This is a genomic window from Flintibacter sp., assembly GCF_046973065.1.
Genome location: NZ_JBKVXZ010000001.1, coordinates 118231 through 131398 on the forward strand (window position 1 = coordinate 118231; position 13168 = coordinate 131398).

Annotated in this window: 10 protein-coding genes; 5 read left to right on the plus strand and 5 right to left on the minus strand. The window is 55.0% G+C overall.

Annotated elements, in window-relative coordinates; genetic code table 11:
• Window position 1: 1 nt before the first annotated feature.
• Together ACLTXB_RS00545 and ACLTXB_RS00550 are read left to right on the plus strand one after the other, a co-directional pair.
• Window positions 2–1603: an MBOAT family O-acyltransferase gene (locus tag ACLTXB_RS00545; RefSeq protein WP_428226015.1), complete on the plus strand. Its 1602-nt coding sequence runs from the start codon at window positions 2–4 to the stop codon at window positions 1601–1603.
• Between the two features lie 18 nt (window positions 1604–1621).
• Complete coding sequence (locus tag ACLTXB_RS00550; protein WP_428226016.1) at window positions 1622–2569, plus strand: hypothetical protein; 948 nt, start codon at window positions 1622–1624, stop codon at window positions 2567–2569.
• A gap of 100 nt (window positions 2570–2669) precedes the next feature.
• On the opposite strand, the gene ACLTXB_RS00555 is transcribed toward ACLTXB_RS00550, so the two are convergent.
• The 4 genes from ACLTXB_RS00555 to ACLTXB_RS00570 all read right to left on the minus strand — a co-directional run bounded on the left by ACLTXB_RS00555 (window position 2670) and on the right by ACLTXB_RS00570 (window position 6266).
• Window positions 2670–3689 (minus strand): ornithine cyclodeaminase family protein, encoded by a 1020-nt coding sequence (locus tag ACLTXB_RS00555; RefSeq protein ID WP_428226017.1) that lies wholly within the window; start codon window positions 3687–3689, stop codon window positions 2670–2672.
• Window positions 3686–4825, minus strand: a complete 1140-nt coding sequence (locus ACLTXB_RS00560) for an NAD/NADP octopine/nopaline dehydrogenase family protein (RefSeq protein ID WP_428226018.1) — start codon at window positions 4823–4825, stop codon at window positions 3686–3688. Before ACLTXB_RS00560 ends, ACLTXB_RS00555 begins: the two co-directional genes overlap by 4 nt.
• 64 nt (window positions 4826–4889) lie before the next feature.
• Complete coding sequence (locus ACLTXB_RS00565) at window positions 4890–5942, minus strand: sodium/glutamate symporter (RefSeq protein WP_428226019.1); 1053 nt, start codon at window positions 5940–5942, stop codon at window positions 4890–4892.
• Window positions 5943–5981: 39 nt separating this feature from the next.
• Window positions 5982–6266 carry a hypothetical protein gene (locus tag ACLTXB_RS00570; protein ID WP_428226020.1) on the minus strand — a complete coding sequence of 95 codons (285 nt, stop codon included), beginning with the start codon at window positions 6264–6266 and terminating at the stop codon, window positions 5982–5984.
• A gap of 386 nt (window positions 6267–6652) precedes the next feature.
• Here ACLTXB_RS00570 and ACLTXB_RS00575 point away from each other — a divergent pair, with 386 nt between their 5' ends.
• The 3 genes from ACLTXB_RS00575 (at window position 6653) to ACLTXB_RS00585 (ending at window position 10533) form a co-directional block, all read left to right on the plus strand.
• A complete protein-coding gene (locus ACLTXB_RS00575; protein ID WP_428226021.1) occupies window positions 6653–7504 on the plus strand; it encodes a MurR/RpiR family transcriptional regulator in 852 nt (283 codons plus the stop codon).
• Window positions 7505–7781: 277 nt separating this feature from the next.
• Window positions 7782–9722, plus strand: coding sequence for a beta-galactosidase (locus tag ACLTXB_RS00580; RefSeq protein WP_428226022.1), 1941 nt, complete (start codon window positions 7782–7784; stop codon window positions 9720–9722).
• 124 nt (window positions 9723–9846) lie between these two features.
• Entirely contained in the window at window positions 9847–10533 is a 687-nt protein-coding gene (locus ACLTXB_RS00585) for a D-lyxose/D-mannose family sugar isomerase (protein WP_428226023.1), read from the plus strand.
• Window positions 10534–10583: 50 nt separating this feature from the next.
• On the opposite strand, the gene ACLTXB_RS00590 is transcribed toward ACLTXB_RS00585, so the two are convergent.
• Complete coding sequence (locus tag ACLTXB_RS00590) at window positions 10584–12980, minus strand: TIM-barrel domain-containing protein (protein WP_428226024.1); 2397 nt, start codon at window positions 12978–12980, stop codon at window positions 10584–10586.
• Window positions 12981–13168: the final 188 nt, after the last annotated feature.

Here is a 13168-nt window from a genome sequence, read left to right on the forward strand (position 1 = left end):
GATGCTCTCTTTCTCCTCCTACTTTTCCCCCGGATATCTGGCCCTCTACCTGCCGGCCGCCGTTTTGCTCTACGCCTTGGCGGGGCAGCGGGGCCGGCGGGCGGTTTTGCTGCTGTTTAGTTATGTGTGCTTCTGGGCGGTCAGCGGAAAACTGATCGCCTATTTGCTCCTGTCCACCCTCTCTATGTATCATACCGGGCTGTGGCTGGCCCACGACCAGGCCCGAACCAAAGAGCTTCTGGAGGAGACCCCCAAGGAGGAACGCCGGGCCCTTCGTGCCAGAGCGCAGACCAAGCAGCGCAGGATCCTGGCTCTGGGCCTTCTCTTCCAGCTGGGCATGCTGGTGGTGCTGAAGTATACCCCCTTCTTCCTCTCCAACTATAACGCCCTGCTGCAAGCCCTGTCCCTGCCTGTCACCCTGCGTATCCCTCACTTTCTGCTGCCCATCGGCATCTCCTTTTACACCATGCAGGCGGCCTCCTACCTCTTTGATGTCTACCGTCAAAAAGTGCCCGCCGACCGCAATCTCTTCCGTCTGGCCCTCTACCTCAGCTTTTTCCCCCTGTTGATGGAGGGACCCATCTGCCGCTATCAGCAGACTGCCCAGCAGCTGTGGGAGGCACCTCCCCTGCGCTACCAGAATTTTATGCTGGGGCTGCAGCGGATGAGCTACGGCCTGCTGAAGAAGATCCTGGTGGCCGACCGGCTCAACCTGTTTATCAAAACAGTCTTTGATCACTATGAGGATTATGACGGCCTGGTCATCGCCGTGGCCGCCGTGTGTTATACCATCCAGCTCTACATGGACTTCTCCGGAACCATGGACCTGGCGGTGGGAGCGGGACGAATCTTCGGTTTTCAGATTCCGGAAAACTTCCAGCGCCCCTTCTTCTCCCGTTCCATTCCGGAGTTCTGGCAGCGCTGGCATATCTCCCTGGGTACCTGGTTCAAGGACTACATCTTCTACCCCGTGTCCATGTCCAAGCCGCTGAAAAAGCTTACCACAAAGGCCCGCAAGCGTCTGGGCAGTCACTATGGCCCCCTGGTTGCCGGATCCATTGCTCTGCTTTGTGTATGGCTGTGCAACGGCCTGTGGCACGGAGCGGCGTGGAACTATGTCTTCTTTGGAATGTACCACTTTGTCCTGATCCTGATGGGCAATCTGACCGAGCCTCTGACGGTCCGGTGGACGGGGGCTCTGGGCATCTCCCGCACCAGCGTCCCCTATCGCGGCTTCCAGATGGTCCGCACTGGGATCCTGGTGTGCATCGGCGAGCTGTTTTTCCGGGCCAATGGACTGTACAACGGGCTGGCTATGTTTCATAAGATGGTCACCCAGTTTTCTCTGGCATGTATCCGCAGCGGGAGCCTGTTCCAGATGGGTATGCGGAAGAAGGATTTTCTGCTCGTGGCGGTTTTTCTGGTTGTGCTTGTGCTGGTGGGAATCGCCCAGGAGCGTGGCGTCCACCTTGGAACGCGCCTGCGGCAGTCGCCGGTTGCGCTGCGTGTGGCGGTTTACTACGCCGTCCTCCTGGCTTTGATCATCTTCGGCGCCTACGGTGCGGGCTATGTGCCGGTGGACCCCATCTATGCGGGATTTTAATTTCCTAGGAGGCGTTGCATGGGTTATTTCAAACGAGTGATTGCCTGGCTGCTCTTTTTTGCCGGGCTGATTGCCTTACTTTATATTGCATCTGGTATTTTTGCGCCAAAAGATAACACTGCGGAGGCGGGAATGGAGTATGCCCGGGTCAATGGCATCCTGGGGGAACCCCCGGACTCCATCGATATTCTGGTGATGGGGGACAGCGAATCGTACAACGGCTACTCCCCGCTGCTGATGTGGAAGGAGACGGGGTACACCAGCTATACCTGCGGCACCGACGCCCAGAAGCTTACCTACACCAGGACCATGCTGGAGCGGGCATTGGAGAAGCAGCATCCCAAGGTGGTCATCCTGGAGACACTGGCCATCTACCGGCCCATCAAGCTGGATAATGTGGTGCTGGAGGAGCTGTCCAGAGCCCTGCCGGTCTTTCGTTACCACGACCGCTGGAAGGACCTGAGCATGGATGATGTCACCCAGAAAGTCACCGCCACCCAGACCCATCCCTATAAAGGCCATGCCCACATCACCAAGGTGGTGCCCTGTGACAACGAGGAATACATGCATCCCACCGACAAGGTAGCATCCATTGCTCTGGTGAATCAGTATTACGTCAGAGCCATCAAGGAGCTGTGCGACCGCCACGGCGCGCAGCTGCTGCTGGTGAGCACCCCGAGCCCTGTCAACTGGAGCTATGAGCGGCACAACGGCATCCAGAAGTTTGCCGATGAGCTGGGCTGTACCTATGTGGATATGAATCTGGAGTCCGTGGGTATCGACTGGACAAAGGATACCTTTGATAAGGGAGATCACCTGAACCACTTCGGTGCGGTGAAGGCAACCAAGTTCTTGGCCGACTACCTGCAAAAGCAGGGTGGGCTTACCGACCACCGCGCAGACCCCGCATACAGCGACTGGAATCAGAAGTGGAAGGAACATGAGGAGCAGATTTCCAGGGGATAACGTGCAAATAGGTGGCTTGCCAGAGAATAAAAGTGCCGCGCCCTCCTGCGTTTGAACACGGAGAGCGCGGCATTGTGCGCAATATGACGAAAAGGATTGATTATTCCCAGTAAGCCAGCGTAGTGCCGACTCCCTCCTGCAGGGCCTTTCGATAGCAGCGGGTGGTTACGGCGAGATCCAAAATGCCGGTTCCGACTGCATTGAAGTAAATGATTTGATCATCGTTATCCCGGCCGCTCTTCTGGCCATCCAGAATCTGCCCCAGCTGAGCATAGATATCCTCATCTTTGATCAGGCCGTCTTTCCACATAAGTGCCACTGTGCTGATCATGCGGTGCTTGATAGTGTCCCAGTTGTCGACAACGATTTTGTCCGCCATCTTCACACAATCATATGTAAATTCATAATCCGCCATGTTCAGCATCAAGGCGCCCTTCTTGATCCACTCGGCCTGGACAATGGGCTCGTTGGCCAAGGTAACCGTGACAATGATGTCGCTCTTGCGGCAGCCTTCCTCTGGGTTTTCCACCGCGATCATCTCGACGCCGGGGTATTTGGCGCTCATTTCTTCCACAAACTTTTTCGAACTTTCCATACGGATATCATAGACGTAGACAGTATGGATGGAGGGGCGAACGATCAGTGCGGCCTCCAGCTGAGTACGGCCCTGTGCACCGGCACCGCAGATGGCCATTGCCTGAGCATCCTTGCGGGCGAGCAGCTTCATGGCCACGCCGCCGGATGCGCCCGTGCGCTTGGCGCTGACTTCTGTTCCGTCGGCTACGCAGACGGGGAGTTTGGTGTCCGGATCGTTGAGAATCACAGTTACACTGGCCCGAGGCAGACCCTTCTTATAGTTCTGAGGTCCGCTGCCGATCCACTTGATGCCGGCCATATTGTATTCGCCGCCGATATATCCAGGCATAGCATTGATACGGCCCAGCACATTCTCGTCCTCCGGAGTGGAGCCCCAACGCATCACGCACTTGCCGGGAACCAACACGTCGCCCTGTTCCACCAGAACATAGGCACGCTCTACATCGTGAATTGCTGCCTGCATATCTCCGGCTCCGAGCCGGTCCATATCCGCATTATTCAGAAATAAAAGATTGACGCTCATGATGCTGCCTCCGTTTTCCTTTCGCCCATCAACAGGGGCTGGGTTTCTTTCTTGCCTGTCTCAAAGTAGTGAGCAACCTGCTCTAAGGTCATTTCCTGAATGCCGAGATTGACGGCGTTGCGGCCCTCACCCCGGAAGTCTCTTTGATAGATGGTGGATGTCAGGGTAATGACGGAATCAATGTCGGGGGTGGACACACCTGCGATGTGTCCAAGCTCTGAAATAGGAACAAGACTCATGGGGACATCCTCGGTTACATATCTGGCCTGGATGGTGTGGGGAGCTTGAATGTCGCCGTAGGCCTGATTATGCTGGAGAAGCTGGTAAAGATCATCCCCATAGGTGTCATAAGACTGGCGCAGCCACTCTTCGGCACTTAGTACCTCAACACCGAAAGCGTGGGCTACTGCCATCCGCTCCCGGTCCACAGCTTTTACCAATACGGCCACCGAAGGAGTGATTCCGTCCCAATAGTAGCGGTAACCGTTTTTGTCATTTTCGATCCGACCGATATTCAGAAGAATGGGGGATGGATGAAACAGTGCGCCGATGTTGGACAAGCTGGTTTCAAGACAATTTTTTGCCGCTTGAAATTGGGGATAGTAGGGATGGAGTGCGTCCAGCACCTCCTGGGTGCGGTTTGCGGGAAATGCACCCAGATCCACTTCTTTCTTTACCCCGTATATTTCCGCCTTGTTGTCTCCTACTTTTCGGCAGGAATAGATGAGGGTTTGTGTTTCTGCCACGATGATATCTTTGTGACAGCCCTCTTTCTGGATCACCTCTAAAAATTCCAGAGCTCCGCCTGTGCGGCCGGGGTTGAGCACGATGATCTGCCCATCCTGAAGCACAGGGGCACAGGAGCGGGCGATAATACGATGGGTAAACGAAGGGGTGACTACCATGATCAGCCGAACGCCGGAAATTGCTTCTGATACATCCGAGGTGACCATATTCAGGGTTTGGAAGCTGGTCTTCTCTTCTAAGACAAGCTCAATGCCGCCCGCGCTTTTAATTCCTTCCAAGTACTCCGGGAACAAATCACATAGGTTGACCTTTGCACCGCAGCTGGCCAGATAGCCGGCAATTGCAGTGCCGCCATTACCGGCTCCAATTACAGCAACTGTTTCTTCCACATGTCACTCCTCCAATCTTTTATTACACGTGGATCAATTTCTATGAGCAGATCAACTAGCAAGTTTACCGCTGTTGTTTTTTGAAATTCCGATTCCAGAACAGGACTCGCAGCAGCAGGATAATTGCGATGGAGCCTGCACAGAAGATCAGACCAGTATTCAAAGCACCAAAGCTTTGGATGATATAAGGATATGCCGTGGTGACCAGTCCGCCGCCGATAAAGGGGCTCATGAGCGGACAGTCCAGAGCATAGATGGTTCCAGCCTCAGTTTCCATTTTGGGGTCGGCAGTGCGAAGAAGCATATAGCCGACAGCGGCAACACCGGTGAACGCACCAAAGCGAATGATACCCTGCTCAAACCAACAGTCCTGGAAGATCCGGGGGCTCAGCCAGAAGAACCAGAGCACCATCAGAGCAATGATTACAACAGAACCGATCAGCAGAGGAGCCCAGTAAGCCAGCACCACAGGGATCTTGATGGAAGCCATTGCACCGACAACCAGAATTTCAAGCGCCATTCCCTGAATACGCTGGAAAATGTTTCGATCCAGCAGGTCCCGCAACGAGGTGCGCTGCATAATCGCATTCAGCAGCCAACCACCGATCATGGCGAAGGGGAACAGAGGCAGACCGGAGTAACCAAAGATCTGAGCAAAGCCCCACACGATGATACGGCCGATGAGAATGGAAATGCCGATAATGCCAAGGTGGAAGGCGAAGGGCTCTACCACGTCCTGGCTGATGGTCATATGAGCAGCAGGCTCGCGCGCTCCCTCAGGGAATACTTCTTTGGTAGTTCCGCCCGTGGCAGGTTCAGTCAGCACCTTGGTATATTTCTTGCGAACGCCGTAGTTAATGATGATCATGCCGCCGAAAATACCGCACAGCAGACCAATGGTCGCTGTGGTCATAGCCAAGTCGGCGCCGTCAGCCCAGTTCAGCTGCTCTTTGAAGACACTGGCCATGCCGCCGGCGGTGCCATGTCCTCCGGCAAAACCGATTTCAAACAGAGATCCAAAGAGAGGATTTACGCCAAACACAGGAGTAAACAGCACCGCACAAAGCAGACTGGCCACACCTACCTGCATGAAGCTGTTGGACCATAACCAGCCCAAACCAGCAGCGGCATCGTGAAAAACTTCTTTGCCGGATTCCTACTTTTTAACGCCAAGAAGCATACAGGCAAATACCACGGTAATCATGTGAGTTGGCAATGTCCCGATTGAAGATATCATATCTTGGGGGATTACTCCGAGTGCGTATGGGCCAAGAGCCAAGCCTATCAGTCCGGCCAGCAAAGAGGCGGGGATGAAAGCTTTCCGTAACAGAGGAACCTTTAACCGGATCAGTGTAGCTACTACCAACAACAGTCCCACAATCGCTACATAGTAGAGGAGATTGCCCATTGTTGAACTGGAGATATTTTCTACAGGTATCATGGTATGATTTCTCCCTTCTTTTGAGTGCGGAGTGTTAGTCAACCAAAGTGAAGGCTGCTAGTAATCTTTCTGATATGAGGGGGGCAGATCCTGATGCAAGGAAACAATACTTTGGTACTCTCCTCCTTCTAGAAAAAATTTTCTTTTTTGTTTGGCCAAACAAGAAGAATATTCTTCTTTAACGCAATCATATCACAAAAAAATATTTTTGCAAGCATCTTGAAATAAAAAAATAAATTTTTTCTTTTTGAATTCTATGTTTTGCACAATTCTGGATTGTTCGACTAAAAACGAAATATATGTGGTTTTTTTGTCAGTCTATGCTATAATTAAATGCAAGAATCTCTATCTTTACGGGGAAGTTCCCGAGAAAAGAGGTATTTAGGATGCAGGAATTGTTAGAGCGGATTATGAAAGAACAAGATTCTTTTCCCGCCGCACAAAAGCAAGTTGCAGCCTACGTAGTAGATAACTATTATCAGATTCCATTTCTCTCCATTACTGCACTGGCCAGAAATATTGGGGTTAGCGATACCACAATCATAAAGTTCTGCAATCAACTGGGGTTTTCAGGGTTTGGTGACTTTAAAAAGGTTTTTTCTGATTATGTCCATTCTGAGCTGACGATGTACAACAAGATTTCGCGCAGCAGTTTGTCGCCTCACTCCGAGCATTCTCCCTTTTCGGAAGTTTTAGAGGAGGATACGGCTAATATTCAGTCTACTTTGACGAATCCCATCAATCTGGACAACATGGATCACCTGATTCAAATGATTCAGTCAGCAAAGGGGATCTATGCATTAGGTGGTCGATCGTCCTCTGCGTTAGCGGAGCATCTGGCCAGTACGCTGCGCTATCTGGGACTGCAGGTACATACTATGACGGGCGGTGTAGGAGACTATTTAGACCAAATTTCTACGATTAGCACCGAAAATCTGGTTATTGCCTTCTGCTTCCCACGATATACCAAATTGATTGTAGACTCGTTGCGTGATCTGCATGAAAAAGGTATTCCAATTGTCCTGATTACAGATACAGGACTTTCTCCGGCCTACCCATATGCAGATCTAGTATTCCATTGCTCGGTTACGTCTAGTGCGTATTTCCCGTGCTATGCCAGTTGTATGTCTCTAATCAACGCTATTTGCCGCGGAGCGGGTGCGGCCCTCAATCCCAATGCGTCTCTCCATGTGCGGGATTTGGAAAAGCAACTGTTGGAACGGGGTATTTTCCTATAATAGCTGAGTTCATCACCAATGAATTTTTGATAGGCTTCTCTGAATAGAAAAAATCTCCTGGTTTCCGTTGTTTATGGGGAAACTAGGAGATTTTTAACTTTGAGATACAGGAAAAAGTATAGTGTGTTCCAAGTCATTTAGCATCAGAATGGCGCTGCTCCCTGGACAATACACCGCCTTTGTTGGTATCATACGGTTGAGAATGCTCCAAGTGGAGTGCAGACCCGTTTTGCCAATAACGAGAATCAGCTTATCTCGATTTACAGGAGGATATCTTATGCTGTTAGGTGTTGACTATTACCCGGAACAGTGGGACAGCGCCATTATGGAGGCGGATATGGACCGCATCCTGGAGCTGGGGTGCAACGTGATCCGGATCGGCGAATTTGCCTGGCACCACATGGAGCCAGAGGAGGGGAAGTTTGACTTTTCCTACTTTGACGGGGTCATTGATATGGCCAAGAGGAAAGGTCTTCAGATCATTTTCGGTACCCCCACCGCCACGCCCCCTGCTTGGCTGATCCGCAAGCACCCAGATACCCTCTCCCAGTTCCCTGACGGATCCTCCCGGGCCTTCGGCGGCCGCCATACCTTCTGTTACAGCAGCCTGCCCTACTGGGAGCACTGCACCAGGATTGTCACAGAGCTGGCCCGGCACTACAAGGATGAAAAGGCCATTGTGGCATGGCAGATTGACAACGAGCTGGGCCACGAGGGCAGCGACCAGTGCTGGTGTCCCCGGTGCCGTGCCAAGTTCCAGAACTTCCTGAGTGAGAAATTTAGGGGCGATATTCGGGCCCTCAATGAGACCTATGGCACCACCTTCTGGAGCCAGGAGTACAACTCTTTTGCTGAAATTCCCCTGCCCACCCCCACGATTGCCACCCATAACCCTGCCCTGCGTCTGGACTGGGAGCGCTTTTGCAGCTGGAACATCCGCTCCTTTGCCGCTTTCCAGGCCAAACTGCTCCATGAGATCATTCCTGGAGCTGTGGTGATGCACGACTTTCCCGGCGGCGGGCTGGGCAAGCGAGTGGATTATTCCGGTGTGGCTCAGGAGCTGGATCGAGTGGCCTATAATAACTACCCGGTCTGGGGTGGTCAGAAGGAGCCCCTGTCTCCCGGCGAGATCGCCTTCGGCTTGGACTACATCCGGGGACTGAGAGGGGAAAACTTCTGGATTACCGAGGCTATCATGGGAGCCCAGGGCCATGATATCACCGGATTTCTGCCCCGGCCCAACCAGGCCAAGCTGTGGAGCTGGCAGGGAATGGCCCACGGCTGCGAGGGGCTGATGTACTTCCGCTACCGGGGAGCCACCAAGGGAGCTGAGCAGTTCTGCTACGGAATTCTGGATGCGGACAATGTCCCCCGCCGACGCTTCTTTGAGGTGCAGAGTTTCTTCCGGGAAGTTCGTCCCTATGAGCAGGTCCTCACTACTCCTGTCCACAGCGATGTGGCCATCCTCTACGACTTTGATGCCCTGGCCTCCTTCCGGATCCAGCAGCAGAGCTGCCTGCTGGACTGTGAGCGGGAGATGAAGCGGCTGCACAGCTGTCTGTTCCGGGTGGGCCAGAGTGTGGACGTTATCCCCGCCAGCCGGGACTTCTCCCATTGCAAACTGGTGCTGGTGCCCAATCTGATCGTCACCGATCCCGACTTTGCCGCCCGGCTGAAGGCCTATGTAGCCAGAGGCGGCGTGGCGGTGGTGACCTACCGCACGGCGGTGAAGGACCGGGACAACAATCTGGTTTTTGGCAAGACCATCCCTGTGGACTGCGGTGACCTGCTGGGCCTGTATGTGGAGGAGACCGAGAGTGTTCAGGCGTATGACTGCATCCCCCTTGCCGGGGAGAAGGGCAGCGGTACTGCCGGTATCTTCCGGGATATGGTGGTACCCCAGGGAGCCCAGGTCCTGTGGCGCTATGATGATCCCTTCTACCGCTCCTACGCAGCCATCACCCGCAATGCCTACGGGCAGGGTGCGGCTTACTATCTGGGAACTACCCCCGACCAGGCCACCCTGGACCAGGTGCTTGGGCAGGCCATGGAGGAAGTTGGTTTGCAGCGGCTGGACCTGCCCGAGGGCGTGGAGTCGGTACTCCGGGGCGAAGGGGACAGCCAGGTTCGTATCCTTCTCAACCACAACGAGGTTCCTGTCCATGCCCTGGGACAGGAGCTGGCCCCCTTCCAGGTCAAGGTTCTTCCTGTGACATAACTGACCGGAAAATGCGGGCGTATGTTGTTTTGGTGTCCTTGATTAGAAGGCGTTGCAAGGGAAAACGGCTTGTGATACACTGAATCAAAAGGCAAAACAGCCCAAAAAGGAGCGATACCATACCATGAAACGCAGTGAGATTAACGCCGCTTTGAAAGAGATGGAGCAGATGGTGAAGGAGTACCGCTTCGCCCTGCCACCCTTCTGTGACTTTACTCCGGAGCAGTGGCAGGAAAAGGGCCACGACTACGATGAGATTCGGGACAATATGCTGGGTTGGGACATCACCGACTACGGCATGGGCAACTTTGATAAGATGGGTTTCTCTCTCATCACCATCCGCAACGGCAACCTGAAGATGGACAAGTACACCAAGACCTATGCAGAGAAGCTGCTGTACATCAAGGAGGAACAGTACTCCCCCATGCACTTCCACTGGTCCAAGATGGAGGATATCATCAACCGGGGCGGCGGCAACGTGCTCATCCGGGTGTATAACTCCACCCCTGATGAGGAGCTGGACAAGGAGTCTGAGGTCCATGTCCACGTGGACGGCCGGGAAATGGTGGTTCCCGCGGGCAGCCAGGTCCGGCTGACCCCCGGTGAGAGCATCACCATCTACCCCTACCTCTACCACGACTTTGAGGTGGAGCTCGGCTCCGGGCCTGTGCTGCTAGGGGAGGTGAGCCAGTGTAACGACGACAACACCGACAACCGTTTCTACGAGAAGCTGGGCCGCTTCCCCGCCATCGAGGAGGACGAGCCCCCCTACCGCCTGTTGTGTAATGAGTATCCCGCCGCCAAGGACTGAAAAAGAAACCGTGGAGACCGCAAAAAGCGATCTCCACGGTTTTTTCATGTTTACCAAGCGGTAAGGATTTCCAGCAGAGCGCCATACAGGTCATGGTCCAGCTCCATGGCGTTGAGCTGACCCAGCAGCACAGGAATGCGGGATTCTTTGGCAATGCGGCGGTAGATCTCATCCTTCAGATCGAAGGAGATCTCTGCCTGATCTAGGAAGCGGAAGCACCGCTCTGTGGTATCGTTGTCCATCTTCCGGTGCTCCAGACCCAGAGAGATCTCCAGCCCGGTTTCCACGGGGACATCTTCCACCGTAACGGTGAGGATACGGCGGAAGGAATCGTAGGAGCTCTGGGCGGATGCCGCAGTTTCGCCCACCTTAACCTCCACCGCTCCGGCGGCATCCGCAAAGCCAGTCAGCTCTACGGTGAAGCTGCGCTTGCTGGGGATGAGGCTCCGTTCTCCCTGGGCGGGATGGACGGTGAATACGGCCCGGCCGTCCGCCTCCCGGTAGGTCATGGGGGTGGTGACACATACCCCATTGAGATAGGCCTGTGTGGCGTTGTCGTCCTCATAGAGGGTAAAGTCTCCGTCCGCTCCGGCGAACACCTTGATGCGGAGGGAGGTGGGATTGGAGGCCGCCTGGGTGCCCGAGATCTCGTCAGTGAGAGGCAGAATGGCTCCGGCGGGAGCCAACACGGGGATGCTGTCCAGACTGCGGTACAGGTCCAGTGTCCGTCCGCCGGCGTACACCATGCCGGTGTACAGGTCGTACCAAGTCCCCTCCGGCAGCCAGGTGGGCACCTTGGCCACGTTCAGTCCCTGAATGCGGGGCGTAGTAACAGGGGTGGCCATCAGCTGGGTGCCGAAGCAGTATTGGGTCTTATATTGGTAGGATTCCTCCGCCTCGCTCCAGCGGTAGTAGAGAGGCTCCACCAGGGGGAGGCCCTCCTTCCAGGCGCGGTAGTTCATGGTGTACAGATAGGGCACCAGACGGTGGCGCTCCTGAAGCGCCTGCGTCATCGCCTGCCGTGACTCTTCCTTGTAGCGCCAGGGCTCTTTGCCCTGGAAGGGGCTGTTGGAGGCGTGGAGCCGGTTGATGGGGGAGAACACGCCCAGCTGTCCCCAGCGGGTGACCAGCTCATCGTTGCGGTAGCCGTGCATGTGGCCGCCGATATCGTGGCTCCACCAGCCGTAACCGATGTTGGAGGCGTTGGCGGTAAAGTAGGGCTGGAAGTTCAGAGACTCCCAGGTAACAATGGTGTCTCCGGAAAAGCCTACGGGGTAGCGGTGGCTGCCCGGACCGGCGTAGCGGGAGAAGGTGAGGGGGCGCTTGCCGTCCCGGCCGCTGTCCAGGAAGTGGTAGTGGTTCAGGATCCAAAGGGGATCCAGCCCCTCCACCTTGCACAAGCTTCCCTGCTGCCAGTCGATCCACCAGAAGTCCACGCCCTGCTCCTCCAAGGGATGGTGGAGGTACTTGAAATAAGCCTCCAAAAACTTGGGGTCGGCGGGGTCGCAGGCCACCGGGTCCTCCGCCTGCCAGTCCGCCCCCATCTCCTTGGCCATGGGCAGATACTGCTCCTCATGGGCCTGCACGCCCTCGGCGGGGTGTACATTCAGGGTCACCTTCATGCCGCGGCGGTGCAGCTCCTCCAGCAGTGCGGGCGGGTCGGGGAAAAGCTCCCGGTTCCAGGTGTAGCCTGTCCAGCCGCTGCCGTACTTGGGGTCGATGTCCACCAGGTGCCAGTCCATGTCGATGACCCCCACGGTGAAGGGGATGTTTTCCTGCTGGAAGCGGTCCATCAGCTTCAGATAGCTGTCCTGAGTATAGCGGTAGTAGCGGCTCCACCAGTTGCCCAGAGCAAAGCGGGGCAGCATGGGGGCAGAGCCGCACAGATGGTAAAAGTCCTGAAGAGCCTGGGTATAGTCGTGTCCATAGCCCCAGAAGTACAGGTCCTGGATGCCCTTTTTTCGGGGCTCCAGCCAGCCGTCCTCCAGCAAAATCTGAGAGGAACTGTCATCCAGCACGGCAAAGCCGTTGCGGGAGAGAATACCGCTCTCCAGAGGAATGGCGCCGTTGGCCTCGTCCAGAGTGCGGGCGGTGCCGCCCAGGTCGCTGGCCTTCTGGCCGTAGCGCCAGATGCTGTGGTATTGGGTGAGGCCGCCCTTCACCTGAATTCTCAGACCCTGGGGAGAGAACGGCTTTTCGTTATACACCAGGTGCACGCGGTCGGTGTGAATCTCCAACTGTCCATCCTGGTGCAGTACCCGAAAATTGGTTTTGGGGAAATCCCGGTGGAGGACGGTCTGGGTGGGCCGGTCCTCAAAGACTCCGTCGGGGCTGTACTCCAGGCGCAGCAGGCCCTGGGTGAGCACCGTGATGCGGTAGTGCTGCCCGGCGACAATGTTCTCTGGGCAGGTAGCGGGCGTGGTTTGGATATGGTAGATGGGATTCAAGACAGATACCCCCTTATTGTTTTTCCACTGGTTATTGGTTATGACCGCATTGTACATATTCTGGAAGTAAAAGTCCAGAGGGGAAGCCATCCTTACAGCGGTGCTTTTTGCCAAAGGCAGTACCTATAACGTGGTTCGGATTTCCAGCGGATGAAACAAAAAGGAGCCCCGGACTTAAATTGGTCCGG

Coding starts and splice junctions, on each gene's coding strand:
- ACLTXB_RS00545 (WP_428226015.1), top strand. CDS start 2: ATGCTCTCTTTCTCCTCCTACTTTTCCCCCGGATATCTGGCCCTCTAC.
- ACLTXB_RS00550 (WP_428226016.1), top strand. CDS start 1,622: ATGGGTTATTTCAAACGAGTGATTGCCTGGCTGCTCTTTTTTGCCGGG.
- ACLTXB_RS00555 (WP_428226017.1), bottom strand. CDS start 3,689: ATGAGCGTCAATCTTTTATTTCTGAATAATGCGGATATGGACCGGCTC.
- ACLTXB_RS00570 (WP_428226020.1), bottom strand. CDS start 6,266: ATGATACCTGTAGAAAATATCTCCAGTTCAACAATGGGCAATCTCCTC.
- ACLTXB_RS00575 (WP_428226021.1), top strand. CDS start 6,653: ATGCAGGAATTGTTAGAGCGGATTATGAAAGAACAAGATTCTTTTCCC.
- ACLTXB_RS00580 (WP_428226022.1), top strand. CDS start 7,782: ATGCTGTTAGGTGTTGACTATTACCCGGAACAGTGGGACAGCGCCATT.
- ACLTXB_RS00585 (WP_428226023.1), top strand. CDS start 9,847: ATGAAACGCAGTGAGATTAACGCCGCTTTGAAAGAGATGGAGCAGATG.